Source organism: Bradyrhizobium sp. SRL28 (assembly GCF_018596315.1).
Lineage (GTDB): Bacteria > Pseudomonadota > Alphaproteobacteria > Rhizobiales > Xanthobacteraceae > Bradyrhizobium.
The window spans coordinates 69,267-96,062 of record NZ_JAHEAG010000001.1 but is presented as its reverse complement, the minus strand read 5'-3'; the positions used below and the strand labels follow the sequence as shown (position 1 = coordinate 96,062).

20 protein-coding genes are annotated in these 26,796 nt (G+C 63.3%); 10 read left to right on the top strand and 10 right to left on the bottom strand.

The genetic code is table 11. The features are described 5' to 3' along the window. Positions 1-173: 173 nt before the first annotated feature. The 3 genes from KIP88_RS00380 to KIP88_RS00370 form a co-directional block, all read right to left on the bottom strand. Complete coding sequence (locus KIP88_RS00380) at positions 174-1,508, bottom strand: amidohydrolase (protein ID WP_214485845.1); 1,335 nt, start codon at positions 1,506-1,508, stop codon at positions 174-176. A gap of 90 nt (positions 1,509-1,598) precedes the next feature. Beyond that, a complete protein-coding gene (locus KIP88_RS00375) occupies positions 1,599-1,979 on the bottom strand; it encodes a VOC family protein (RefSeq protein ID WP_214485844.1) in 381 nt (126 codons plus the stop codon). A gap of 118 nt (positions 1,980-2,097) precedes the next feature. Next, complete coding sequence (locus KIP88_RS00370; protein ID WP_214485843.1) at positions 2,098-3,840, bottom strand: winged helix-turn-helix domain-containing protein; 1,743 nt, start codon at positions 3,838-3,840, stop codon at positions 2,098-2,100. A 155-nt stretch (positions 3,841-3,995) separates the two neighbouring features. Here KIP88_RS00370 and KIP88_RS00365 point away from each other — a divergent pair, with 155 nt between their 5' ends. The 3 genes from KIP88_RS00365 (at position 3,996) to KIP88_RS00355 (ending at position 7,823) form a co-directional block, all read left to right on the top strand. Further along, a complete protein-coding gene (locus KIP88_RS00365) occupies positions 3,996-5,576 on the top strand; it encodes an amidase (protein WP_249790443.1) in 1,581 nt (526 codons plus the stop codon). Between the two features lie 207 nt (positions 5,577-5,783). After that, entirely contained in the window at positions 5,784-6,725 is a 942-nt protein-coding gene (gene htpX, locus KIP88_RS00360; protein WP_214485842.1) for a zinc metalloprotease HtpX, read from the top strand. 204 nt (positions 6,726-6,929) lie between these two features. Beyond that, complete coding sequence (locus KIP88_RS00355) at positions 6,930-7,823, top strand: LysR family transcriptional regulator (RefSeq protein ID WP_214485841.1); 894 nt, start codon at positions 6,930-6,932, stop codon at positions 7,821-7,823. Between the two features lie 6 nt (positions 7,824-7,829). Here KIP88_RS00355 and KIP88_RS00350 read toward each other — a convergent pair whose 3' ends face one another. Both KIP88_RS00350 and KIP88_RS00345 read right to left on the bottom strand, forming a co-directional pair. Beyond that, the gene (locus KIP88_RS00350; RefSeq protein WP_214485840.1) at positions 7,830-9,233 is read right to left on the bottom strand and encodes an FAD-binding protein; all 1,404 of its coding nucleotides are present in this window, start codon (positions 9,231-9,233) and stop codon (positions 7,830-7,832) included. A 1,045-nt stretch (positions 9,234-10,278) separates the two neighbouring features. Further along, the gene (locus KIP88_RS00345) at positions 10,279-11,058 is read right to left on the bottom strand and encodes an SDR family NAD(P)-dependent oxidoreductase (RefSeq protein ID WP_214485839.1); all 780 of its coding nucleotides are present in this window, start codon (positions 11,056-11,058) and stop codon (positions 10,279-10,281) included. A gap of 166 nt (positions 11,059-11,224) precedes the next feature. On the opposite strand from KIP88_RS00345, the gene KIP88_RS00340 reads away from it, so the two are divergent. From KIP88_RS00340 to KIP88_RS00330, 3 genes are read left to right on the top strand one after another with little or no spacing between them, the layout of a single operon-like run. Next, positions 11,225-12,016, top strand: a complete 792-nt coding sequence (locus KIP88_RS00340; protein ID WP_214485838.1) for an enoyl-CoA hydratase/isomerase — start codon at positions 11,225-11,227, stop codon at positions 12,014-12,016. Then, a complete protein-coding gene (locus KIP88_RS00335) occupies positions 12,013-12,999 on the top strand; it encodes a phosphotransferase family protein (RefSeq protein WP_214485837.1) in 987 nt (328 codons plus the stop codon). Before KIP88_RS00340 ends, KIP88_RS00335 begins: the two co-directional genes overlap by 4 nt. A 1-nt stretch (position 13,000) precedes the next feature. Beyond that, entirely contained in the window at positions 13,001-13,372 is a 372-nt protein-coding gene (locus KIP88_RS00330; RefSeq protein ID WP_214485836.1) for a DUF6285 domain-containing protein, read from the top strand. A gap of 128 nt (positions 13,373-13,500) precedes the next feature. On the opposite strand, the gene KIP88_RS00325 is transcribed toward KIP88_RS00330, so the two are convergent. Continuing rightward, a complete protein-coding gene (locus tag KIP88_RS00325) occupies positions 13,501-14,280 on the bottom strand; it encodes an enoyl-CoA hydratase-related protein (protein WP_214485835.1) in 780 nt (259 codons plus the stop codon). A gap of 224 nt (positions 14,281-14,504) precedes the next feature. Between KIP88_RS00325 and KIP88_RS00320 the strand changes: the two genes are divergently transcribed. After that, the gene (locus tag KIP88_RS00320) at positions 14,505-15,779 is read left to right on the top strand and encodes an acyl-CoA dehydrogenase family protein (RefSeq protein ID WP_214485834.1); all 1,275 of its coding nucleotides are present in this window, start codon (positions 14,505-14,507) and stop codon (positions 15,777-15,779) included. A gap of 197 nt (positions 15,780-15,976) precedes the next feature. On the opposite strand, the gene KIP88_RS00315 is transcribed toward KIP88_RS00320, so the two are convergent. Together KIP88_RS00315 and KIP88_RS00310 are read right to left on the bottom strand one after the other, a co-directional pair. Continuing rightward, positions 15,977-17,557: a fatty acid--CoA ligase gene (locus KIP88_RS00315; protein ID WP_214485833.1), complete on the bottom strand. Its 1,581-nt coding sequence runs from the start codon at positions 17,555-17,557 to the stop codon at positions 15,977-15,979. Positions 17,558-17,770: 213 nt separating this feature from the next. Next, complete coding sequence (locus KIP88_RS00310; RefSeq protein ID WP_214485832.1) at positions 17,771-18,643, bottom strand: SDR family oxidoreductase; 873 nt, start codon at positions 18,641-18,643, stop codon at positions 17,771-17,773. 101 nt (positions 18,644-18,744) lie between these two features. Between KIP88_RS00310 and KIP88_RS00305 the strand changes: the two genes are divergently transcribed. The 3 genes from KIP88_RS00305 (at position 18,745) to ppc (ending at position 24,291) form a co-directional block, all read left to right on the top strand. Continuing rightward, the gene (locus KIP88_RS00305; protein WP_214485831.1) at positions 18,745-19,560 is read left to right on the top strand and encodes a crotonase/enoyl-CoA hydratase family protein; all 816 of its coding nucleotides are present in this window, start codon (positions 18,745-18,747) and stop codon (positions 19,558-19,560) included. 173 nt (positions 19,561-19,733) lie between these two features. Then, complete coding sequence (locus KIP88_RS00300) at positions 19,734-21,281, top strand: acyl-CoA synthetase (RefSeq protein WP_214485830.1); 1,548 nt, start codon at positions 19,734-19,736, stop codon at positions 21,279-21,281. A 211-nt stretch (positions 21,282-21,492) separates the two neighbouring features. Beyond that, the gene (gene ppc, locus KIP88_RS00295) at positions 21,493-24,291 is read left to right on the top strand and encodes a phosphoenolpyruvate carboxylase (protein ID WP_214485829.1); all 2,799 of its coding nucleotides are present in this window, start codon (positions 21,493-21,495) and stop codon (positions 24,289-24,291) included. Between the two features lie 118 nt (positions 24,292-24,409). On the opposite strand, the gene KIP88_RS00290 is transcribed toward ppc, so the two are convergent. Both KIP88_RS00290 and KIP88_RS00285 read right to left on the bottom strand, forming a co-directional pair. Then, entirely contained in the window at positions 24,410-25,576 is a 1,167-nt protein-coding gene (locus KIP88_RS00290) for an SMP-30/gluconolactonase/LRE family protein (RefSeq protein ID WP_214485828.1), read from the bottom strand. A 188-nt stretch (positions 25,577-25,764) separates the two neighbouring features. Then, positions 25,765-26,679: an SDR family oxidoreductase gene (locus KIP88_RS00285; protein ID WP_214485827.1), complete on the bottom strand. Its 915-nt coding sequence runs from the start codon at positions 26,677-26,679 to the stop codon at positions 25,765-25,767. Positions 26,680-26,796: the final 117 nt, after the last annotated feature.

The window sequence follows — 26,796 nt, the reverse complement described above, 5'->3', positions numbered from 1 at the left end:
TATTTCCTCCCATTTGCGCAAGAACGTTCATCTTGCGGGCGCGCACTCGGCTCGTTGGCCGGCAATGTAGACGGGCGGGCAGGGCTTGTACAAGCACGCGCAAAAGGGCGCGATTTTCCGCCTCGTGGGAAGCGAGGCCGGTGTCCCGTTATGGGCGAATTACGTTACCACTCTCATTTGCGCCGGGCTTTGTCGAACGCGCTGAGCACCGCGAGCGTCATGGCGGTGACGCCGGTTTCGATGGTCGGCTTTGGCACCGGCGCGAACAGCGGTGAATGATTGGACGGTATTGGCGGGCCGGCACCGCTGCGTGCCGCGTCGATACGTTCCTGGTCATAGACGCCGATGTTGAACATCATCGATGGCACGCCTGCGCCGGCGAATTCGGAGAAATCCTCGCTGGCGGTCCCCGGCGGCGAAACCCTGAACTTGTCGCCAAATACGGTCTTCAACACTTCAGCAGTGGCGGCGACCACATCGGGATCGTTCATGACGGGCTTGGTGCCCTCGGCGATCCGGATATCGGGCGCGGGTGCGCCTGACATGGCGGCAGCAGCCTTTGCCGTTCGTTCGATCCCGGCATGCATTTTAGCGCGAACCTCGGGCTTGTAGGAGCGGATGGTGCCGGAGAGCTGCACGGAGTCGGGAATGATATTTCCAGCGGTGCCGCCGTGAATGGCGCCGATGCTCACGACGCCAAATTCGGTTGGATCCTTTTCGCGGCTGATCACGCTTTGCACTTCGACGATGAAGCGCGCCGCGATCCCCACGGGATCGATAGTCGTGTGCGGCGCCGAACCGTGACCGCCGCGGCCGTGGAATGTCACCTCGAGACTGTCGGCGGCGGACGTGCCGACCCCGGTACGATAGAAGACCGTGCCATGGGAGAATGGGCCGGTATGCAGGGCAAAGGCGGCGTCGGGCTTGGGAAAGCGCGTGAACAGGCCATGCGCAAGCATGGCACGGGCGCCGGACACAATCTCTTCCGCCGGCTGGGCGATGAACATCAGCGTGCCGCGCCATTGGTCCTTCAGGCCAAGCAGCGTCTTCGCCGTTCCGACCCAGCTCGCCATGTGAATGTCGTGGCCGCAGCTATGGGCGACGAATACCTCCCGCCCGTTCCAGTTGGCCTTGTCGCGGCTCGCATAATCGAGGCCGGTTTTCTCTTCCATCGGCAGCGCGTCGAGTTCGGTACGCACCATGATGGTGGGCCCGTCGCCGTTTCTGTAGATGGCGACCAGCCCGGTCATGCCGACATTCTCGGTGACCTCGAACCCGAGCGCGCGCATTTCCGCGGCGAGCCTGGCGGCGGTTTTCACCTCCTGAAACGCAAGCTCGGGATGGGCGTGGATTTCCTTGTAGAGCGCGTCGAGCTTCGGATAGTCGCTCGCGAGCGAGGTCTCGATCGCCTTCTTCAGACTGGGGACGTCGAGCTCGGCATGGGCCGGCGCCAGACTTGCCGCGAGTAATGCGACGGACACTGCCAATGAGCTGACAAATCGATTCATGGCTCAGCGCTCCTTGATTGGGCCGTCTTTCCTTCTGCAACGAAGACGTAGATGGCCGGGACCAGCCCGGCCATGACGGAAGAAGGGCAGTTACGCCGGCATCCGGTGCATCACGCAGAGCTTGTTGCCATCGAGATCGCGCAGATAGGCGAGATACATCTTTCCGGCAGAACCCTCGCGAATGCCGGGCGGGTTTTCGCAAGTCTTGCCGCCATTGGCGATGCCGGCCGCGTGCCACGCATCGGCCTGCTCGGGGGAAGCAGCCGCAAAGCCGATGGTGCCGCCATTGGCGTGCGTCGCCGGCTCGCCGTTGATCGGCTTCGACACCGAGAACACGCCGGTCTTGGTGAAGTAGAAAATACGGTGGCCGTCGACCCTGGCCGGCCGGATGTCGAGCGTGCCGAGCAGGGCGTCGTAGAACGCCTTGGCCTTTTCGAGGTCGTTGGTGCCGATCATCACATGCGAAAACATTTCCTATATTCCTCCCGGTTCTTGGGGCGAATGGTCCACGCCGCCCGCGTTTGGGCAATGTAAACGGCTGCGTGGGTGTTGCACAAGCAGGAGAGCGAGGTGCCGGCCTGACGCAACGCTACTCAGGTAATCCGGCCAGCTTCAACCCTTCATAGAAGCGGTTGCGTCCCTGCCAGAACGCAGAATAGCGCGAAAGCTCGGAGGCCTTCAGACTGCCGATCGTATGACCGGGAAACCGCTTTTGATACTCGGCCAGATTCATCCTGGCCTGTTCGGTGCGGCCATGCAGGGCATCGATAGCTGCGAGCCATTGCCAGGCAAAGCCATTCTGCGGACTGCTGATGGTTGCCTGCCGCATGTGCTCGTAGGCGGCGTCGTCATGGTGCAGATGGAATTCCGCCATGCCGAGCGTGAAGTGACCGAGGCTCACCTGTTCGGCATTGGTTGGATCGAGGCGCAGCGACAGCGTGACCAGGGCTGCGACCTCCTCAGGGTAACCCTGCTGCAGTTTCAGGAAGCCCAGCCGCTGCAACGCCCGCGGATGATTGGGATAGAGCGACAGCGCGCGCTGGATCGCCTGTTCGGCTTCACCGATGCGGCCCTGCGTCGACAGCACGAGGCTTCGCACGTAGTTGGCGCGGGGATCGTTGGGTTGCAGCGCCAGCGATCGTTCGATCGCTTGCGCGGCCAGCGCGATCTGGTTGTGAGGCGTCTTGCTCGAGCGGTTCAGCACTTCGGTGATGTGGCTGAGCGCCAGTCCCGAGAGCGCGCTGGCGGAATCGGGATCGACCTGCAGCGCCTGCTCGAACAGGGCGCGGGCCCGCTGCGGCTCTTCATGCGCATAGACCCGCTTGAGGATACGCCAGCCCTGCAGCGTCGGGTCGATGGCGGCGAGGGGGCGGCCGGCATAAGGTTTGTCGAAGGGCGTTCCGGAATCGTCGATCCGGACTTTCAGTTGATTGGCGATGCGCGCGGTGATGTCGCGCCGCCAATTCCATCCGGCCTGTTCGGCATAGTCGAACCGCTCCGACCATAGCAGCGTGCCGCCGGCGGTGGTTTGCAATTTCACCGCGATCGAGACGGCTTCGCCCTGCCTCTGCAGGCTGCCGCTCCGGACATAGTCGACGTTCAGCCGGCGGCCGACGCTCGGTACATCGCTGTCGGGGCCGGCTGGGTGCGCGATCACGACCGTATCGGGCAGGCGCGACACTTCGATGGTCAGATCTTCGGTGACGGCCTCGGCGAGGTCGGCGGCATTCTGCCCGCCAACGCCGGCCAGCGGCAGGATGGTGATGGTGTTCTTGCTGACGACGGCGCCGCCTTGTCCCCGATGCCCAAGCCCGAACCAGAGCGCTCCGGCGAGCGCGACCGCGACCGCCATAGCAGCGAGCAGCGGCAATGACCGGCTTCGCGCGGCAGGTTGGGGCACAGCGTTATGCGGCGGGGCAGCGTTCGCGTCGATCCCGGACGCTTCATCGGCCTGTGTCGCCTCGACCGGGGTTGCGTCGAGGAGGTAGCCGCGCCGCGGAACGGTCTTGATTAGGCTTTGGCCGTCATCCCCGAAGGCGGCCCGAAGCTCGCTGACACATTGCACCAGCGAGTCGTCCGTCACGGTCACATCGGGCCACACCGCCTCGATCAGTTCATCCTTGGTCAGCAATCGGCCGGGGCGGCCGGCGAGGTAGGCGAGCAATGCAAAGGTTTTCGGTCGCAGGGAAACCGCCGTGCCGCCAACACGCAACTCGCCCCGGTCGAGATCGACCACGAAGCCTGCGAAGCGCCGTACGCCGTGAGGAACCGTGGCCGGCGTGTCGCCGTCCGCGGCCGTCGGCTTCGTTTTCGCGCCAATTTCGGCGTTCATTCGGCACTCTTTCGGGCGTCGCGGCGTCAAAGCGCCCAAGCTCTCCCAACCGAAACAGAACGGCGGCAATGCCGACGCCCTGCTTGCCCCGATCCTAGGCCAGATCGGCGGCAACGGGAATGGCGTCCACCCCGTCGAGCGGAAGGAGAGCCACCATGACCATGAACCGACGTTTCTTTCTGGGCGCCGCCGCCAGCACATTGGCGACCATGGCGGGCACGTTGCCCAACCCGGTTTCCGCCCAAAAGGCGCGCGCGACCGCTTCGGGGCAAAGCCTGGATTATCGCAGCGTGAGCGAGTTGCGGGCGCTGCTCGACGCGCGCAAGGTTTCCGCGGTCGAATTGTTCGAGCACGCCGTCGGCCGCATCGAAGCCTTCGATTTGCGGATCAATGCCGTGGTCGTGCGCGACTTCGATCGCGCCCGCGCCGCCGCGCGCGAGGCGGATGCCGCGCTGGGGCGTGGCGAGCGCCGGCCGCTGCTGGGCATACCCATGACCGTCAAGGAGTCCTTCAATGTCGGGGGATTGCCGACCACTTGGGGGTTGCCGACGGGCCGCGACTGGCAGCCGCCGGAAGACGCCGTCGCCGTCGCGCGGGTGAAGGCGGCGGGGGCCGTGATCGTTGGCAAGACCAATCTTGCGATCGCGCTCGGCGACTGGCAGAGTTTCAATCCGATCTACGGCACGACGAACAATCCCTGGGACATCACGCGTACGGCCGGCGGATCGTCCGGCGGATCCGCGGCGGCGCTGGCCGCCGGATACGTGCCGCTGGAGCTCGGTTCTGACCTCAGCGGCTCGGCCCGGATACCGGCGCATCTGTGCGGTGTTTTCGCCCACAAGCCCACATCCAATCTGGTCCCGCAACGCGGCCAGGCGCCGCCGCGCTCGCCAGCGTTGGCGACGGATCTGACAAGTGGACTTGGCGTCTGCGGACCGATGGCTCGAACCGCCGCTGATCTTTCACTGGCGCTGGACGTGCTGGCAGGACCGGACGAGTCTGATGCGCTCGCTTATCGTCTTGCCCTCCCGCCGGCGCGCCACGGAGCCTTGAAAGACTTTCGTGTCCTGATGCTCGATAGTCATCCATTGTTGCCGGTCGCGAGCGAAATTCACGCTGCGTTGGATCAACTCGCGGGCAAGCTGTCGGCGACGGGCGCGAAAGTTGCGCGGTCAAGCTCGCTGCTGCCTGATCTCGCCGAATCCGCACGTTTGCACACCCGCATGGTGCGCAACTTCGTCGCCTTCGGCCGTCCTCCGGAGTTCTTCAAGAAACACCAGGATGAAGTTGCGGCACTCAAACCGGATGATGACAGTCTGAAAGCGTGGCGAACGCGCGCGCCCTTGCTCAATCATCACCAGTGGATGGCCGGAGAAATCGCCCGCGCCCGGCTGCGCCAGCAATGGGCGGCCCTGTTCCGCGAATTCGACGTGGTTCTGTGTCCGCCGTTTTCTGTGGTCGCATTCCCGCACGACCAGAAGCCGGATCAGGAGCAGCGCACGATCGACATCGATGGCGAAACCCACCCCTACCTTTCATTGATCGTCTGGTCGACGGTTGCGACGCCGCCGGGTTTGCCGGCCACGGTGATGCCGGTGGGCCGTTCCAAAGCCGGTCTTCCGATCGGTGTTCAGATCATCGGGCCGCTGCTTGAAGATCGTACCCCGTTGGCCTTCGCAGCCATGCTGGAACGGGAATTCGGGGGGTTTGCGAGGCCACCGGAGCTTCAACTTTGATTTGACCTTCCGGAGAACGATCCGGTCCCTTACCCGTGAACAGGGGAGCGGAACCGATACGGCGGATTACGCTTTGGTAATCCGCCATGGGCCCGCCAGCCAGCGCGGCGCCACGACGCACCATGGCATCTTGAAGGCCCGCCGGGGCAATCCCTACCTCTGGGATGCCAGCCCGGCGTCCTGGCCGTGGGCTGCAGGGAGACGACGATGAGCTATTTCAAGACTGCCATTCTGCTGGCCGGTCTTACCGGCCTCTTCATGGGCGTCGGTTATCTGATCGGCGGCGCCAGCGGCGCCGTGATCGCGCTCGTGATCGCCGCCGCGACCAACCTGTTCGCCTACTGGAATTCGGACCGCATGGTGCTGTCGATGTACGGCGCCCATGAAGTCGACCGCAACAGCGCGCCCGACCTCGTTCACCTCGTGGCCGAGCTGGCCGGCCGCGCCGGCCTGCCGATGCCGCGTGTGTTCGTGATGGACGAGGCGCAGCCCAATGCGTTTGCCACCGGCCGCAATCCGCAGAACGCGGCGGTCGCCGTGACCACGGGTCTGATGCAGTCGCTGAGCCGCGAGGAACTCGCCGGCGTGATCGCGCATGAGCTCGCGCACATCAAGAATCACGATACGCTGCTGATGACGATCACCGCGACGATCGCCGGTGCGATTTCGATGGTTGCGCAGTTCGGCATGTTCTTCGGCGGCAACCGCGACAACAACCACGGACCGGGCATCATCGGCTCGATCGCGATGATGATCCTGGCCCCGCTCGGCGCCATGCTGGTGCAGATGGCGATCAGCCGGACCCGCGAATACGCCGCCGACGATCTCGGCGCGCGCATCTGCGGCCAGCCGATGTGGCTGGCGTCGGCATTGTCCAAGATCGCCGGGGCTGCGCATCAAGTCCCGAATCCGGAAGCGGAGCGCAATCCGGCGACGGCGCACATGTTCATCATCAACCCGCTGTCAGGCCATGGCGTCGACAATCTGTTCACGACGCACCCGGCGACGGAGAATCGCATCGCAGCGCTGCAACAGCTCGCGGCGGAGATGGGCGCGCAGGGCGGAACGCTTTCCGTCAACACCCGCGGCAGCTATCCGCGCCGCAGCCCGTGGGGCCGGCCCTCGGCCTCACGCGGACCGTGGGGATAGGCAAATAGAAGGCGAGACCAGGACAAGGCCCGCGGCTGTCACAGCGGCGGGCCTGTCATCGCGAAATCGCCGGCAATGGTCGTGTGGTGCGTTACCACGTCCATGTGTGGCTTCCTGCCGATATAGGCTGCCATGGTTTTGCGGATTCCGTCGGCGCCGCGCGCGACTAGGGAGCTCTTTGATACAGCAAACAAGGATCCCGGCGTGGAACGATTGGACGACCTCGAAGCATTTGTGGCGGTTGTCGAGAAAGGCAGTCAGGCCGCCGCCTCGCGCCATCTCCGGCGTCCACTGCAATCGCTGAACCGGTCGCTGATCGCGCTGGAGCGCTCGGTCGGCGTGGAACTGGTGAAGCGAACGACACGGAGATCGGAACCCACAGAAGCCGGGAAGCTGTTCTACGAACGCATTAAGCCGGCGGTTGCCGAAATCCTCGAGGCGCGCAACGAAGCCGCCAGCATTCGCGCCGAAGTATCGGGTCCGCTGAAGATCGGCGCGCCGGTGTTGTTTGCGTCATCCTACGTCGCCCCGATCATCGGCCGTTTTCTAAAACTCTATCCGAAGGTCGAGATCGAACTGAAGGCATCCGACGATCAGGTCGACCTCGTTGCCGAAGGCCTCGACTTGGCCGTAAGGATCGGTTCGTCTGTCGACGAACAGCTGACGGCACGCCGGCTGCAGGCGCTGCGCGTCGTGACCTGTGGTGCGCCATCCTACCTGGCCCAGCACGGCATTCCGAAACATCCGGACGAGCTCGAAAATCATCACTGCGTGCTACGGGCGGGGACCGGGCCATCAGACAAATGGCCGTTTCGCATCGGCGGCAAGTTGCACAAGGTCAGGGTATCCGGCCGCTTTCACTCGAACAGCGCTGCGGCGATCCGAGCGGCGGCCAGCGAAGGCGTCGGCCTCGCGCAGCTGCCGCTCTGGCAGATCAGGGAGCTGGTTGAAGAGGGTGCGCTGGCCGTCGTCCTGCAGGAGTTCGAAACCGAGGGCATGCCGATCCAGCTTGTCTGGCCACCGACGAAAGCGCCGCTGGAACGCATGCGGCGCTTCACCGATTTCCTGGCGAACGGTCTCAAGGCCGAGCTGCTCTAGCTATCATCAGAATATCTCGTAACCGGGGGCAAGCAGGTTGGCTGGATCGAGGCGCTGTTTGATTTCGGCAAATCGCGCCCAGCTTGGTCCGAAATGATCTTTCCAGTCGTCTTGCGACATCGGAAAGGCGCCAACCGGATACTGAAATGCTCCGGCGCTGCGAAGCCGATCGTAGAGCGAGCGGTTCTGTGCGACCATTCGCTGTGTCGCAGCGCGATCGTCGGAGGCCGGCATGCGGATGACATTGAACGGGAAGACGACACTCTCGTCGGGCAGACGCAACAGCGGCGTGTGGCACGCTTGCGTTCGCATGGGATAGCAGGTGATCCGTCCGAACGGTCCGATATCTGCAGGGGTCAATCCGGTGAGGACGTCGCGCGCGAGCTTTTCCGCGTTGCTTCCGGGCAGGAACGTCAGCAGCCAGGGTTTTGGCGTGGCCCACTGGCCCTTCGATCGAAGCAGGGCTTCGAATTTTGCAAATGCACCGGCATCTTCACCGTAGGTAAGGTCGGAAATGACGGCGGCGCTGCGCGTGTCCGATAACGCCTTGAGCAGGGCTTTGTCGTCGGGAGGCTCGTTACTGTCATAGAAGACGGCTCCGTCGAGCTGATATCGCCAGCCGGCGCCGTCGGGGAGGATGGCACCCTGCAACTGATCAAAACGTTCTTCCGCCAGGGCGCGCCGTTGGTCGGCGATCAGTTCGGTCAGGCCAGGGTAGAACAGTTGAAAGCGGCGAACGCGTTCCGGCGCACGCACCAGGCGCAACGTCACGCGCGTGATGATGCCGCACTGGCCGAGGCCGGCCCGAACGGCGTCGAATTCATTCGGGTTCGATTCCGCCGAACAGGTCAGTTGGCGTCCATCGCCGGTCACGACGTCCAGTTCGAGAACGTTGTCGGTCTGCATGCCGTATCGGGATGACGAGCCGCCGATACCGCCGACGGCGATTGTGCCGCCGACCGACAGGCCGAGATAATTGGTCAGCACCGGTGGCGTCAGGCCTTGCGGCAGCGTGGCATCGAGCACGCTCTTCCACGTGGCGCCGGCGCTAACCACGACGCGATCCGCCTGGAGATCGCGGATCGAACTGAGCCTGCCCATATTGACCACGATGCCGTCCTCGCTCAGCGAGCGGCCGTAAATTGAATGGCCCTGGCCGCGGGCCGCAACCTTCAGTCTCTCGCTCCTCGCCAGGCGCAACTGGCTGGCGACCTCCTCAGGGGACACCGGCTGCGCTACCGCGCGCGGCTCCCTGTGAATCAGGTGGCCGAAATCGGTGCTTGCTTCGGCGCGGATGTTTTCGCGCGACGGCATTTCGGCTGCGTTGGCTGTGAGGCCCCAGTTTCGCGAGGTCGCGGCCGCGGCGATGCCGAGGCCGGCGCCTAGAAAGGTACGTCTGTCGGATGTCATGAAGGATTCTCCATTTACCCGAACAAAGCTGGCTTCGATGATTTCAGGAAACAATCGCCGCCGGGTGTGATGGAGATTCCCGCAAACCGGGACAATCGCCGGGGGAGCTGGGGATGCTGAGATCGTAGGGTGGGCAAAGGAGCGTTAGCGACGTGCCCACCATCTATCGCCGACCGCGCATCGAAACGGTGGGCACGCTTCGCTTTGCCCACCCTACGGACTTTCACCGTCATTGCGAGCGAAGCGAAGCAATCCACGTCTCCGCAAGCCGCGCTATGGATTGCTTCGCTTCGCTCGCAATGACGCGGAGAGAGCGCTGCGCCAAAACGCCAATTTTCCAAGGCGGATCAAGCTGATTTGGGTCGTCCAGCCCTTCCCGCAAAAATATTCCGCTTTCGTTCTCACGCAAATCACCGGCATAACTCCGCCCGTCTCACGGCAGATGAGGGGCGTTGGCCATCGTCACGAACGTGCGGTGAGATGCTATGGACGCGAGAGGCGCGATAGACGTACGCGCCTGAAGCGTACGGCGAAGTCGTGTGGTTCTGGCGCCGCGGTGCTGGCGCTAAGTTCGCGAGAGGCACGCCTCTCACGGACGACGGTGGCAAGAAAGCCGTTCACCGGGGAGAGCACGAAGTAAGCCGTAAAGCCATTGCGCAGGGAAGGCCGGAGTGTTTCCGCCGAACCTGTATGCTCGTGTGCGCGTTCTTATGCGCAAATTGCACGCGAGACCGCGGGTGCGGCGCGCACCCGGTCTTCCCTGCGCCCTCTATTTCGAAGAGGGCCAAATGAAGATGCAAACCTCGGGCGCATTGTGCCGCGAGATCGCTAACGCATATTCAGCTGTCATCGCCCGGCTTGGCCGGGCGACCCAGTATCCCAGAGACGCCAAATGATTGAACCGATAAGCCGCAGCGTACTGGATGCCCCGCATGACACGTTACGCAAGCTTCGTAGCCCGGATGAGCGCAGCGACATCCGGGATCACGCTCACACCGCCCCGGATCTCGCTTCGCTCATCCGGGCTACAGTTCCACACCCAACCTTAAAACGCCGTGTACCCGCCATCGATCACGAAACAATCCGCCGTATGATACGACGACGCCTTGCTCATGATGTACACGGCGATGCCGCCGAAATCCGTGGGCTCGCCAAAGCGGCGCACCGGAATCCGCGGCATCACGTTGGCGACGAATTTTTCATTCCCCATGATCCCCGCGGTCATGTCGCTCTTGATCCACCCCGGCAGGATCGCGTTCGCGGTGACGCCGTGGCGCGCGAGCTCGACGGCAAGCGCGCGGCACAGCGCGTTCAGCGCCGCTTTCGTGCCGGCATAATGCTCGTTGCGCGCGGTACCGAACAGCGACGCCAGGCTCGAGGTCGCGACCAGCCGGCCGAATTTGTCGCCGGCCTCGGCGCGTTCGGTCATGTGGCGGGCGGCAACCTGGAATACGTGGAAGACGCCGTCGAGATTGGTTGCGAACATGCGCCGCCATTCCTCTTCGGTGCGGTCGATGAAGGCGCGGCGCCCGCCGCCGCCGATGCCGGCATTGGCAAAGCAGCCATCGACGCGGCCGAATGTATCGAGCGTCGCCTGCATCGCAGCTTTCACCGAAGCAGGATCGGAGACGTCGCAGACGAGGCTATGCACCTTGCCGGGACCAGCCGACATGGTTGCCGCCGCGTTCTTGTTCTTGTCGGTGTTGCGGCCCCAAATCGAGACGTTGCAGCCTTGCGCGTTCAGCGCCTGTGCGATGCCAAGCCCGATGCCGCCGTTACCGCCGGTGATGACGGCTGTGCGGCCCGTGAGGTCAAAGATGCTCATTGGATGTTTCCATTTGGTGTCGGGCGCGTTAAGTCGTGCGCCCAGTGACGGGCAGATGCTCTGCCGCAAGCATGGACAAGCGCGTCCGAAAAATCAAATATGGGCGAGACATCGTCCGATCTTCCGCGCAGCGAAATAGCGCGTAAACACAAGTCATGAGGAAGCAATGCAGTTCAAGCACGTCACGCTCGATTTCGATGGCCCGGTCGCCATTCTCAAGCTCGACCATCAGGAGGTCATGAACGCGGTCTCGATGGACATGCTGGGCGGTCTCGGCGAGGCGCTCGATGCGATCGACGACAAGCGGGATGAGGTGCGTTGCCTCGTGCTGACCGGCGCCGGCCGCGCCTTCTGCACCGGCGCCAACCTGCAGGGCCGGGGCAACCAGAAAGCCGGCAAAAGCAATGCCGGACAATCGCTGGAAATCGGCTTTCATCCATTCCTGCGGCGGCTGCGCAGGCTGCATTGCCCGATCGTGTCGGCGGTCAATGGCCCCGCCGCCGGCGCCGGGATGAGTTTTGCTTTGATGGGCGACATGATCGTGTGCGCGCGCTCGTCCTATTTCCTGCAGGCGTTCCGCCGCATCGGTCTGGTGCCGGATTGCGGCTCGACCTGGCTGCTGCCGCGCATGATCGGCAAGGCGCGTTCGGTCGAATTGTCCTTGATGGGCGAGCGGCTGCCGGCGGAGAAGGCGCTGGAATGGGGCCTCGTCAACCGCGTCTATGACGATGCGGTCTTGATGGAAGAGGCGATGAAGCTCGCGCACGATCTCGCCAATGGCCCGACGATCGCGCTGTCGCTGATCCGAAAACTCTATTGGGACAGCCCGGAAAATTCCTTTGAGGAACAGCTCAACCTCGAATTCGAATCGCAACGCATCGCCGGCGCGGCGGAAGACTTCAAGGAAGGCGTCACCGCATTCCTGGAAAAGCGCCCCGCCAAGTTCAAAGGCAAATGATCGAGGACCAGCTCGGACGCTGCGTCGCCTCCTGGTATCCGGGAGCGACCGGCGTGACCGGCGCCGCCAAACTTTCCGGCGGCGCCAGCCAGGAGACCTGGACGTTTGACATCGTGCACGCGGACGGCAGCGTCGGCGCCATCCTGCGCCGTGCGCCGCCGGGCTATGGCGCCTCGCCGGGGCGGGCCGCCGGGCTCGATGCCGAGGCGACACTGATGCAGCTTGCGCACGACGCCGGCCTGCCGTCGCCGCGTGTGATGCATGTGCTCACGCCTGACGACGAACTCGGCACCGGCTTCATCATGCAGCGCATCGAGGGCGAGACCATCGCGCGCAAGATTCTGCGCGATGCGCAGTTCGCCAAGGCGCGGCCGATCCTGGCGCGGCAGCTCGGCCGCGTGATCGCCGGCATTCACGGTCTGCCGGCTTTGAGGCTGCCAAAACTGCGCGAGATGAGCGCGACAAAGGAGATCGCCGATCTCGAACGCGAATACCGCAGCTTCGGTTGGCCGCGTCCGGTGTTCGAACTGGCGCTACGCTGGCTGCGCGAGCGCGATCCCGGACCGTCGAAAGAGGTGACGCTGGTGCATGGCGATTTCCGCCACGGCAACCTCATCGTCGGCCCCGATGGCGTCCGCGCGGTGCTGGACTGGGAGCTCGCGCATTTCGGCGATCCGATGGAGGATCTCGGCTGGATCTGCGTCAACTCCTGGCGCTTCGGCGTGATCGACAAGCCGGTCGGCGGCTTTGGTTCGCGTGAGGAATTGTTCGCGGGCTATGCGGAGGCGGGCCGCAAGGCCGATCCCGCGCGCGTGATGTTCTGGGAAGTGATGGGCACGCTGCGCTGGGGCATCATGTGCTGCGGCATGATGCAGCGGTTTCGCTCCGGGCCGGATCATTCGATGGAGCGCGCGATGATCGGCCGGCGCTCGTCGGAGACGGAAATCGATCTGTTACGACTGCTGGCTCCAAGGGGAGGGTGAGATGCAGGACGAACCGACACCCACCGAACTGATCAAGGCGGTCGCGGATTTTCTCCGCAACGAGATCACGCCAGCTATTAAGGGCCACAACGCCTTCAAGCTCCGCGTCGGCATCAACGCGCTGGACCTCGTCACGCGGCAACTGGCGCTGGAGCAGGGGGGCGATGCTGCGGAAGCCGCGCGGCTGAAAAAGTTGCTGGGTCTGGACGCTTCCCTGATCGAGTTGAATCGCGCGCTATCGGAGAAGATCGCGAACGGCGAGGTCGATCTGCAGACGCCGGGATTGGCCGAGCATCTCTGGCAGACCACGATGGACAAGCTCGCCGTGGATCAGCCGAACTATGCGTCGTACAAGCGGGAGCTGGGGAAATAAGTAGAGTGGTCGAAAATCCCACCACGTCATTGCGAGGAGCGCAGCGACGAAGCAATCCATCTCACCGCAAGCGGATAGATGGATTGCTTCGCTTCGCTCGCAATGATGGGGATAGAGCGTCGCGATCCCTACTTCCCCAGCCATTTCGGCGCACGCTTCTCCGCAAACGCCTTCGGCCCCTCGATGTAATCCTGCGAGGCCGCCATCGCCTTCACCGCAGGATATTCCCGCTGCTCGGCGATCGCCTGTTCCAGCGACCCGTCAAGCCCGCGCTGGATCGCCTGCTTGGAGGCGCGGATCGACATCGGCGAGTTCTTGGCAATCGTCTCCGCCCAGCGCTCGGCCGCCGCCAGCGCTTCGCCGGCGGGAACCACCTCATTCACAAAACCCAGTTCAAGCCCCTCCTTGGCCGAGACGTGGCGGGCGGTGAGGATCATGCCCATGGCGCGCTTCAGCCCGATCTGCCGCGGCAGGCGGTGCACGCCGCCGGCCAATGCCGCGAGGCCGACGCGGGGCTCAGGCAGCGCGAAGGTCGCATTCTCCGACGCGATGATGAGGTCGCAGGCCAGCGCGATCTCGAAACCGCCACCCATCGCGACGCCGTTGACGGCGGCGATGATCGGCTTGTCGCAGTCGAAGCGCGAGGTGAGGCCGGCGAAGCCGCCCTTGTCCCAGCCGCGTTTGCCGCCGGCGGCCTGCCATTTCAAGTCGTTGCCGGCGCAGAACGCCTTGTCGCCGGCGCCGGTGACGATCGCGACCCATTGCTCGGGGTCCGCGGAGAAGTCGTCGAACACCTTGTTGAGTTCGAAATGCGCGTCGATATGCAACGCATTGTACACTTCGGGCCGCGACAGCGTGATGATCGTGACCGGTCCCTTGCGCGTCACCTTGGAGAACTTCAGGTCCATGTTTGCTCCCGTTTCGATTTTCTGCGGCGAAGAATATTGACCGCGATCATAGCGCCGGCGCGGCGTCCGATACCATCCAATTACGCAAGGCCCCCGCGCGTGCCAAGGTCCATTCCCTTGCTTGACTTGGACGTGGTCTTCTCACCTAAATCGATCCGAGCAGGAGCGCGCTCGTAGCGCCTAAACGCAAATCAAAGCAAACGACATTTCCGGGAGAGACCGCCTTGGATTTCAACCTGCCTGCCGACCTCACGGCCTATCTCGATGAACTCGACCGCTTCATCGCGCGCGAGATCAAGCCGCTGGAGGAGGCCGACGACAACATCCGCTTCTTCGATCATCGCCGCGAATGGGCGCGCACCGATTTCGAGAACGGCGGTCTGCCGCGGCATGAATGGGAAGCGCTGCTGCGCAAGGCGAAAAATCTCGCCGATGCCGCGGGGCATTTGCGCTTCGCGATTCCGAAGCGTTACGGCGGCAAGGATGGTTCCAACCTCTGGATGGCCGTCATCCGCGAGCATTTCGCGTCAAAGGGTCTCGGCCTGCACAACGATTTGCAGAACGAGCATTCGATCGTCGGCAATTTACCCATCGTCACCATGCTCGATCGCTACGGCACCGACGATCAGAAGGCGATGATCGACGGGTCGATCACCGGAAAATATCGTATCACCTTCGGCCTCACCGAGCCCGACCACGGTTCCGACGCGACGCATATGGAAACTAAAGCCGTCCAGGCGACCCGCGACAACGTCAAGGGCTGGATCATCAACGGCCAGAAGATGTGGACGACCGGCATGCACGTCGCCACCCATTGCGCGCTGTTCGCCCGCACGTCGGGCAATGATGGCGACGCGCGCGGCATCACCTGCCTGCTGGTGCCCGCCAAGAGCGCAGGCGTGAAGGTCGAGGAGTATATGTGGACCTTCAACATGCCGACGGACCATCCGCGCGTCAGCTTCACGGATGTGTTCGTGCCTGACGACGCGCTGTTCGGCGAAATCGGCCGCGGGCTGTCGCTGGCGCAATGCTTCGTGCATGAGAACCGCATCCGGCAGGCGGCGAGTTCGCTGGGTGCCGCCGTCTATTGCATCAACGAAAGCGTCAAATACGCGCGCGAGCGAAAGCCGTTTGGCAAGGCGCTGGCTGAGAACCAGGCGATCCAGTGGCCGCTGGTGGAGCTGGCGACGCAGGCCGAGATGCTGCGGTTGCTGATCCGCAAGACCGCGTGGGAAATGGACCAGCTCACGCAGGCGCAGGTCGAGCACACGCTCTCCGACCGGGTGTCGATGTGTAATTTTTGGGCCAACCGCCTGTGCTGCGAAGCCGCCGACCGCGCCATGCAGGTCCACGGCGGCATGGGCTATTCACGCCACAAGCCGTTCGAACACATCTACCGCCACCACCGCCGCTATCGGATCACCGAGGGCAGCGAGGAAATCCAGAAGCGGAAAGTGGCGGGATTCCTGTTTGGCTACATGGGGGCGGGGAAACATTAAGGAGTGCGATGCGCATCTCTCTCTCTCCACGTCGTCCCTGCGAACGCAGGGACCCATAACCACAGGACGTGGTTTAGGGCATCAAGCGAAGGCAATTAACACTTCCCACATAACCGACGGTACGGCGTATGGGTCCCTGCTTTCGCAGGGACGACGATGGGGATGAAATGCCGCTCCCAAACCCCATGCAGCGGAGATCAATTCACCTGACGATCCTTCCCAGCCCAATACGGTTCGCGCAGATTCCGCCGCAATATCTTCCCCGACGGATTGCGCGGCAGCGCCTCCAGAAAATCCACCGACTTCGGCGTCTTGAATCCGGCGATGCGTTCGCGCGTAAAATTGATAATGTCGGTCGCGGTCGCTGCCTTGCCCGGCTTCATCACCACGATCGCCTTCACCGCTTCGCCCCATTTGTCGTCGGGGATGCCGATCACGGCGGCTTCGGCCACATCAGGGTGATCGCAGATCGCGCTTTCGACTTCGGCCGGGTAAATGTTCTCACCGCCGGAGATGATCATGTCCTTGATACGGTCGTGGATGTAGAGGTAGCCGTCCTCATCCATGTAGCCGGCGTCGCCGGTGCGCAGCCAGCCGTCGCTGCCGAGCGTCTTCGCGGTTGCCTCCGGCAGGTTCCAGTAGCCGGCCATGTTGGAGCCGGAGCGGGTGGCGATCTCGCCGACCTCGCGCGGCGGCAATCGCTTGCCGTCGGCATCGAGGATGGCGAGTTCGATGCCGGGCAGGGCCTTGCCGGCGGAGCGCATACGCTCCAGCCCCTCGACATGGTCTTCGGGCGGAAGGGCTACGATGGTGCCTGTCGTCTCGGTCATACCGTACAACTGCACGAAGCCGCACTTGAACACCTCGATGCATTCCTTCAGCAGCGCGGCAGGAATAGGCGAGGCGCCGTAAAGCATGTATTTCAGCCGGGAGAAATCGACCTGCCGCGCCCGCGGCTGCCGCACCACGAGCTGCATCGCGGCCGGCACCATGAACAGTTTTGTGATGCCGGACTGCTCGAAGAAATCCAAAATCCTGGTCGGATCGAACTCGCGCGCGATCACGCCCTTGGCGCCGTGGTAGAGGCCCATGACGCCCCAGCCGGAACCGCCGATATGGAAGATCGGCATCGCCACCAGCGAGACGTCATCCGTCGTCCACTTGTTCCATTCCGGCTTTTCGGCCTCGCTGCCGGCGTTCACCAGATTGAGGAAGTTGGCATGCGACAGCATCGCGCCCTTGGGCTTGCCCGTGGTGCCCGACGTATAGAGCTGGATCGCGATGTCCTTCGGGCTGATCGGCACCTTCGGGTCGCCGCCATCGGCGGCATCGCGCCAGGCTGCAAAATCCTGCCATTCCGGCGCGCCGCCCTCGGTGGTGATAACCGTGCGGACGTCAGGCAATTGCGGCTTGATGTTGCGGACCTGGGTGATGAACTCGGGTCCCACGAACAGCACCGGCGCCTTGCAGTCGCCGACGATGAACGCGACCTCGGGGCCGGCGAGGCGCCAGTTGACCGGCGCCATCACCACCTTGGCCTTCATCGCGCCCATCAAGAGCTCGAAATAAAAGTCGCTGTTCTTGCCGAGATACGCGATCCGCTCGCCCGGCTTGACGCCGAGCGCGATCAGCGCGTTCGCAACGCGATTGGTGTTGACGTCGAACTCGGCGAAAGTTGTCTGGCGTCCCTCGAACTCATAGGCCGGCGCGTTCCCAAGCGTCTTGGCGCGGTCGCGCACCATGTCGGCAAGGTTCGTCAGTTGCTCTGGTGCGGACATGTCACTCCCGTAGCGTCTTGTTTTCGTTGCGCGGAGTTTGGCGTCATCCGGCAACAAAGACAATACGGGATGATGGTCGCGACGTTTCAGCACGTCGTCCCTGCGAACGCAGGGACCCATACGCCGCGGCTTATCGGTGAGACGATGGAGCTAGTTGCCTTCGCAAAACGAACGTCGGTGGTTATGGGTCCCTGCGTTCGCAGGGACGACAACTTACCCCCGCGCGGCGCGATCCTTCTCGTTCTGCGCCTTGATCGAATCGCGCGCCGTGTTCCAGTCGTCGTCGCTCCAGTCGCGCAGCTGATAGAAATTGCCGCCCATCGCCAGCGCCTGCGCGCCGTCCATGGCGATGGTTTCGCCGTTGATCCAGTCGCAGCCGCCGGAGATCAGGAACACGGCCAGATTCTGAAGTTCCTCCATGGTGCCGACCCGGCCCATCGGGTTCTGCGCCCGGGTACGCGCGCCGGCTTCGTCGCCCGGCTTGATGCGCTTGCTCATGCCCTCGGTCGGGATTTCGCCGGGCGCAATGGTATTGAGGCGGATGCCGTGTTTGCCCCATTCGACCGCGAGCGACATTGTCATGGCATGGATCGCCGATTTGCTCATCGCCGACGGCACCACATAGGGCGAACCGTTACGCACCCAGGTCACGGTGATCGACACCACATTGCCGGGCAGCTTGGCGGCGATCCAGCGCCGTCCCACCGCATGCGTCACATAGAACGTGCCATGCATCACGATATTGGCGACCGCATCGAAGCCGCGCGGCGACAGCTCTTCCGAGCGCGAGATGAAATTGCCGGCGGCGTTGTTGATGAGATCGGTGAGGGGACCCGAGGTCCAGATCTGTTCGATCATTTCGTCGACGGCCATTGCATTGCGGATGTCGACGCCGTGGCTGATCACACGCCCGCCATGAAGGTCCATCAGTTCGGTCGCGGTCTCGTCGCACACGATTTTGCGGCGGCCGCAGATGTGGACCTCGGCTCCCAGTTGGAGAAACCGTGCGGCCATGGACTTGCCGAGGCCGGTGCCGCCTCCGGTCACGAGAATGCGCCGCCCGGCGAGAAGCTGATCGTTGAACATCGTTTCCACCCAAGGGGATTGTCTGTTAATTGGTCGATTGACTAAAACCGGCAACGGCCGTTCTGTAAAGCGCCAAGAAGGAAGTGTGGAGGAGAATTCTCATGGAACAACGCGTCTCGATATCGATTTCGGACGGCATCGCTGACGTCCGGCTGGTGCGGGCGGACAAGATGAACGCGCTCGATGCCGCGATGTTCGAGGCGCTGGTGGCCGCAACCGAGCGGCTTGCCCATGAAAAAGGCGTTCGGGCGGTAGTTTTGTCCGGGGAGGGGCGGGCGTTCTGCGCCGGTCTCGATATGGGACGCTTTGCCGCGATGAAGGAGAGCGGCGGTAACGGGATCGCCGGTGGCGAGAAACGCGACCTCACTGCACGCACGCATGGGCTGGCGAACTTTCCGCAAGCTGCGGTCTGGGGCTGGCGTCAGCTTCCGGTGCCGGTCATAGCCGCGATCCAGGGCGTGGCCTTTGGCGGCGGGTTCCAGCTCGCGCTCGGCGCCGACATGCGCTTCCTCACGCCCGACGCGCGGATGTCGATCATGGAGATCAAATGGGGCCTGGTGCCCGACATGGCCGGCACGCCGATCCTCGCAAGCCTCGTCCGCGACGATATTTTGCGCGAACTCACCTATACCGGCCGCATTTTCTCGGCGCAGGAAGCCATGAGCTACGGCCTCGCGACGCGGATCTGCGACGACCCGCTTGCTGCGGCCCTCGAGGTCGCGCGCGAAATCGCGGGCAAGAGTCCGGACGCGATCCGCGCCGCCAAGCGCATGCTCAACAAACTGTCCGTCGATCCCGCCCCGGCGCTGCTCGCCGAATCCGTCGAACAGCAGAAGCTGCTCGGCAACCCCAACCAGACCGAGGCCGTGCGCGCCAATATGGAAAAGCGCGCGCCGCGATTCGCGGACGTGGGATAATTCGCCGTCATCACCGGGCAGAAGCGCGTCTTCGCGCTAGATGTCCCGGTGAGCCACGACCTTTGTAACCGCGAGCAAGAACGTGGATGGCCGGGTTACCTAACGCGAAGACGCGCTTCGCGCTTTTGCCCGGCCATGACGATCTGAGAAGTCCTCGTAAGAAAAAGAAGGCAATGACCGAAACCTCATCACTCTTCCACGGCATCATCAGCGGCCCGCGCAGGCGCGGCCACGACGAGATCGCCGACCGCACCGACCGCATCGCCAGCGGCCTGCAAAAACTCGGCGTCAAACAGGGCGACAGCGTCGCCATGCTGATGCGCAACGACATCGCCTTCATCGAGGCCGCCTATGCCGCGATGCGGCTCGGCGCCTATGGCGTGCCCGTCAATTGGCACTTCAAGCCGGAAGAGATCAATTATGTGTTGAAGGATTCCGGCACCTCGGTGCTGATCGCGCATGCCGACATGCTGCATCAGTTGCGCGAGGCGATTCCGGACGGCGTCACCGCGCTCAGCGTGCCGACACCGCCGGAGATCCTTGCCAACTACAAGATCAATCCCGATCACCTCACCACGCCCGATTTCGCGATCGATTTCGAATCCTGGCTGAAACAGCATCCGCGCTATGACGGGCCGGCGGTGCCGCAGCCCCAGAACATGATCTACACCTCGGGCACCACGGGCCATCCCAAGGGTGTCCGTCGTTTCGCGCCGACGCCGGAGCAAACCGCCAACGCCGAACGCATGCGTAGCCTGATCTACGGCCTCAGGCCGGGCGCCCGCGCGCTGCTGCCGGGGCCGTTGTATCATTCCGCGCCGAACTCGTTCGGCCTGCGCGCCGGCCGCCTCGGCGGCGCGCTGGCAATCATGCCGCGCTTCGACGCGGAAGAATTTTTGCGCGTGGTCGAGACCGAAAAAATCGACACCATCTTCATGGTGCCGACCATGTTCATCCGGCTGATGAAGCTGCCGGATGATGTCCGCAGCAAATACGACATGTCGTCGCTGCGCCACGTCATTCATGCGGCTGCGCCCTGTCCGGCCGACGTCAAGCGCGCGATGATCGAATGGTGGGGGCCGATCATCTACGAATTCTACGGCTCGACCGAGTCCGGCGCGGTCACCTTCGCCACTTCCGAGGACGCGCTGAAGAAGCCCGGCACCGTCGGCAAGATTTCGCCCGGCGCGGAGCTGCGTTTCATCGGTGACGACGGCAAAGAACTGCCACAGGGCGAGATCGGCGAAATCTATTCGCGCATCGCGGGCAACCCTGATTTCACCTATCACAACAAGCCGGAAAAACGCTCCGAGATCGATCGCGAGGGCTTCATCACCTCGGGCGATGTCGGCTACATCGACGCGGACGGCTATGTCTTCATCTGCGACCGCAAGCGCGACATGGTGATTTCGGGCGGCGTCAACATCTATCCGGCCGAGATCGAGGCCGCGCTGCACGCGATACCGGGCGTGCATGATTGCGCGGTATTCGGCATTCCCGACGCGGAATTCGGCGAGGCGCTGATGGCGGTGGTGGAGCCGCAGCCGGGCGTGACGCTCGACATGCACTCGGTCCGCGCCCAGCTCAAGGTCTCGCTAGCCGACTACAAGGTGCCGAAGCACATCGAGATCCAGTCGAACCTGCCGCGGGAAGATTCCGGCAAGATCTTCAAGCGCCGTCTGCGCGATCCTTATTGGGAGCGGGCCGGGCGGAGGATTTGATTCTGTCGTCCCCGCGAATGCGGGGACCCATATCCACAGCCCTTGGGGCTTGCGAAAGATCTCTCCCGAGCGCGCCATAACAGAAGGCACGGAGTATGGGTCCCCGCGTTCGCGGGGACGACAGCCGTGGTGTCTTCCATCTTTATCTTGCACTGCGGCAAAAAAATTGCACACTCGGAAATCGCCGGGCAATTTCTGAGGTGGCCAGCCAATGTCTTCCCAGACCATGCCTCCCGAGATCGAGGTCCGGTTCAACCGTACCGATGAAGCACTGGCGCTGGCGTTGGAGGAAGACGCGCGGCTGCGCACGGATATTCGCCTGCTGGGCCGTATTCTCGGCGATACCGTGCGCGATCAGGAGGGTGCCGAGGTGTTCGACCTGGTCGAGCGCATCCGGCAGACCTCGATCCGGTTCCATCGCGACGAGGACAAGCTGGCGCGGCGGGAACTCGAAACCATCCTCGACAGCATGTCGACCAGCGATACCGTGCGCATCGTCCGCGCCTTCAGTTATTTCTCGCATCTCGCCAACATCGCCGAGGACCAGAACAACATCCGCCAGATGCGCGGTCGAGGCCCCGGCGGGCCGCGGCCGAGCCTGCTGACGCAGACGTTGTCACACGCCAAAACGGCCGGCATCAGCGCCGCGGAGTTGCGGCGTTTTCTTGGGGATGCGCAGGTCAGCCCGGTGTTGACAGCGCACCCGACAGAGGTTCGCCGCAAGAGCACGATCGACCGCGAGATGGAAATAGCGGCGCTGCTTGAGCGTCGCGAGCGGGTGCAGCTCACGCCGGAAGAGGTTGAGGCCAGCGACGAGCAGTTGCGCCGCGCCGTGCTGACGCTGTGGCAGACCAATCTGCTGCGCCGGACCAAACTGACCGTGCTCGATGAAGTCTCAAACGGTTTGTCATTCTACGACTACACGTTCCTGCATGAGGTCCCCCGGCTGCATTGCGCACTGGAAGACCGGCTCAACCAGGAGGAGGGCGGCACATCAGGCGAACTGGCGTCGTTCCTGACCATGGGAAGCTGGATCGGCGGCGATCGCGACGGCAATCCGTTCGTCACCGCCGACGTCATGCGCGGCACGCTGCGTCTGCAGTCGAGCCGGGTGATGAACTTCTACCTGGAGGAGCTGCACGTCCTCGGCTCGGAACTGTCGCTGGCGGCGCATCTTGCCGACGTCTCCGACGAATTACGCGCGCTGGCCGAGCGCTCGCCCGACAAATCGCCGCATCGGAGCGGCGAACCGTATCGCCTGGCGGTGTCAGGCATCTATGCCCGGCTGACTGCGACCGCGCTGCGGCTGGAGGTTGAAACCACGCGCCGGCCGGTCGGCGAGGCTGCGCCCTATGCGAGCGTCAAGGAATTCAAAGCCGATCTCGACGTGCTCAACCGCTCGCTGATCGCAAATAATTCCGGCGTGATCGCGCGCGGGCGGCTGCGGTCGTTGCGCCGGGCCGTGGATTGTTTCGGCTTCCATCTCGCCCGGCTCGATATAAGGCAGAATTCCGCGGTGCATGAACGCACGGTGGCGGAACTGTTCGACGCGGCGATCCCCGGGATGTCCTATCTGGACCTCAACGAAGAAGCCCGCGTCAATCTGCTATTGAGCGAGCTGCGCAGTGCGCGGCCACTCAGCTCGGCCTTCGTCAAATACAGCGAGGAGACGCTTGGCGAACTCGCGGTCTTCCGCGCGGCGGCCGAGGCCCATGCCAGGTTTGGCACCAATGTGATCCACCAATGCATCATCTCCATGTGCAAGGGGATGTCGGACATGCTGGAGGTGGCGGTGCTGCTGAAGGAGGTCGGTCTCATCAACCCCTCCGGCCGCAGCGCCATCAACATCGTGCCGCTGTTCGAGACCATCGAGGATTTGCAGGCGTCATCCGGCATCATGGACCGGATGCTGTCGCTGCACGATTATCGCAAGCTGGTGGACAGCCGCGGCGGCATTCAGGAAGTAATGCTCGGCTATTCCGACAGCAACAAGGATGGCGGCTTCGTCACCTCGGGCTGGGAGCTCTACAAGGCCGAAATCGAGCTGGTCGAGGTGTTCGAGCGCCACCACATCCGGCTGCGGTTGTTCCACGGCCGCGGTGGATCGGTCGGCCGCGGCGGCGGGCCGAGCTATGACGCCATCATCGCGCAGCCCGGCGGCGCCGTGAACGGCCAGATCCGCATCACCGAGCAGGGCGAGATCATCTCCAGCAAATATTCAAATCCCGAGGTCGGCCGCAGCAATCTGGAAATCCTCGCCGCCGCCACGCTGGAAGCAAGCCTGCTGCATCCCCGGCAGAGCGCGCCGCGCAAGGAATATCTGACCGCGATGGAGCAGCTCTCCGCCCTGGCATTCAAGGCCTATCGCGGGCTGGTCTATGAGACCGAGGGCTTTGCCGATTATTTCTGGGGCTCCACCGTCATCACCGAAATCTCGACGCTCAACATCGGCAGCCGCCCGGCGTCGCGCAAGAAGACCCGCGAGATCGAAGACCTCCGCGCCATTCCCTGGGTGTTCAGCTGGGCGCAATGCCGGCTGATGCTGCCGGGCTGGTACGGGTTCGGCTCCGCGGTCGAGACCTGGATCGCGGAACATCCGGAGCAGGGCATGCCGTTCCTGCAGGAGCTCTACCGCGAATGGCCGTTCTTCCGCATGCTGCTGTCGAACATGGACATGGTGCTGGCGAAAAGCTCGATCGCGATCGCTTCGCGTTATGCTGAACTGGTGCCCGACGTGAAGCTGCGCGAGAGCATCTTTGGGCGCATCCGGCGCGAATGGCATTCCTCGATCGAGACGCTGCTCGACATCATGGGACACGAGCGGCTTCTGCAAGGCAACCCGCTGCTGGACCGTTCGATCCGCAACCGCTTCCCTTATCTCGACCCGCTCAACCATGTGCAGGTGGAATTGCTGAAGGAGCATCGCGCGCAGAACCCGGACGAACAGGTGCTGCGCGGGATTCAGCTCACGATCAACGGGATCTCGGCGGGGTTAAGGAACAGCGGGTGAGAATGGACGACGACCTCTCCCCGTCATTGCGAGCGTAGCGAAGCAATCCATCTCTCCGCGTACGCAGATGCATGGATTGCTTCGTCGCTTCGCTCCTCGCAATGACGGCGGATGCCTCTTACGGCTTCATGGCGCCCTGCACACTCGTATAAACCGCGTACAGCGACGACGAGCCGCAGATATAAAGTCTGTTTCGCTGCTGGCCGCCGAAGCACAAATTGGCGACGGTTTCCGGGATGTGGATCTTGCCGAGCAGGTCGCCGTCCGCCGTGTAGCAGCGCACGCCGTCCTCGTTCGGATCGCCCCAACCCACGGAGCACCAAAGGCGGCCCTCACGATCGCAGCGCAGCCCGTCGGTAATGCTGGGCTTGGGCATGTCCGCAAAGACCTTGCTGTTCGAAAGCTTTCCGGCCCCGAGATCCACGTCGAACACGCGGATATGCGACGGGTTGTCCGGCCCATCGGTGAAGCCGGTATCGCAGATATAGAGCTTCTTCTCGTCGGGCGAGAAGCAAAGGCCGTTCGGCTGCACGAAGTCATCGACCACCATCTTGATGTCGCCGGATTTCGGATCCACCCGGTAGACGTTTTTCTTGTCCTGCTCGGCGTCGGCCTTGATGCCCTCGTAAAATCCTCCGATACCGTAGGCTGGGTCGCAGAACCAGATCGAACCGTCGGCCGCGACGACCGCGTCGTTCGGCGAGTTCAGTTTCTTGCCATTGTACTTGTCGGCGATGATCGTGATCGAGCCATCGAGTTCGGTCCGGGTCACCCGCCGACCGCTATGTTCGCAGGTGATCAGGCGTCCTTCCCGATCAATGGTGTTGCCGTTCGAGTTCATCGACGGCTGGCGATAGACGCTGAGGTGACCGTCGTCCTCCGTGAAGCGCATGATGCGGTTGTTGGGAATGTCGCTGAACAGAACGTATCGCCCAGCCGGAAAGTAGACCGGACCTTCGGCCCAGCGGAACCCGGTCGCGACGCGCTCGACCGCCATGGTGCCGGCGAAGGCCGGAAAGCCTGTCGGCCCGAACGAAACCTTCGGCTTCTTCATCGACTCCAGGCGGGCGTCCGGATAGCGGGCTCCGGAAAGCGGGCCGAGCGGCAGGGGCGGCGATGCCGTTGTTGGCGCGGCGGTCTGGCCGAGCGGCGCGACGGAAGCCGCAGAGGCCGTCTTCATCGTTACAGCCGAGGCGGCGAGTGCTGCCGCGCCGGTCAGTATCTTGCGACGGTCAAAACCGCCGCCTTGTTGTTGGGAATCGGAAAGGGTCAGCGAGGTTGTCATGATTTCCTCCCGTGTATTTTTTGTTGGGAGGAAAAACATCTGCCCGCATTCCGGCATAAAGCGGGCGGGTTGTAGCGAAACAACCGGAGATGTCGGCATAGCGGTAGCCCGGATGGAGCGAAGCGCAATCCGGGGCCGACATTCCAAATTCCCGGGTTTCGCTACGCTCCACCCGGGCTACAAGGACGTCAGATCGGATCCCAGGGGAAGATGTCCGCGGAACGATCGAGCTTGTAGAACGATCCCGCGAGCGCCGGCATGCCGTGCTCGGCGATGGTTTGCGGCGTCCAGCCTTCACTCCGCTGCACCGAGCGCAGCGGACGATTCTGGCTGAACAGGAAGATCTCGTTCATGCGCACCCCGAAGATCTGCCCGGTCACGTCCTTGGCGGCGTCGCTGAGCAGATAAGCGCAGATCGGCGCGATCTTCTCCGGTCCCATCTGCTGGATCTTGGCCACGCGCGCCTTCTCGGCCTCGGTCTCGGTCGGGATGGTGCCGATCATGCGTGTCCAGGCAAAGGGCGAGACGCAGTTCGAGCGCACGTTGAAGCGGCCCATGTCGAGCGCGATCGACTTCGACAGGCCGACGATGCCGAGCTTGGCGGCTGCGTAGTTGGCCTGGCCAAAATTGCCGATCAGGCCCGACGTCGACGTGAAGTGCACGAAGGAGCCGCTCTCCTGTTCGCGATACAGCCGCGCCGCGGCGTGGCTGACATAGAACGAGCCCATCAGGTGCACCTTGATGACGGCCTCGAACGCTTCCACGCTCATTTTGTGGAAGATCATGTCGCGCAGGATGCCGGCATTGTTGACGACGCCGTCGAGCCGGCCGAAATGATCGGTCGCCGTCTTCACGATCTTGCTGGCGGGGATCGCTTCCGCCACCGATTCGAAATTGGCAACCGCGGTGCCGCCGCGCTTCTTGATCTCCTCGACCACTTCCTCGGCGGGCGCAGCGCTCGAACCGGCGCCATCAGCGGCAACGCCGGGATCGTTGACCACGACCTTAGCGCCTTCGGCGGCGCAGAGCAGCGCGATTTCACGCCCGATGCCGCGGCCTGCGCCGGTGACGATGATGACTTTGTCTTGCAGTGATTTTGCCATGGGAGTCTCCTGTTGTTCTTCGTCATTCCGGGATGGTGCGAAGCACCAGACCCGGAATATCGAGATTCTCTGATGTGCAATTGCACATCATAGTTCGACGCGTTGCGCGCCCCGGAA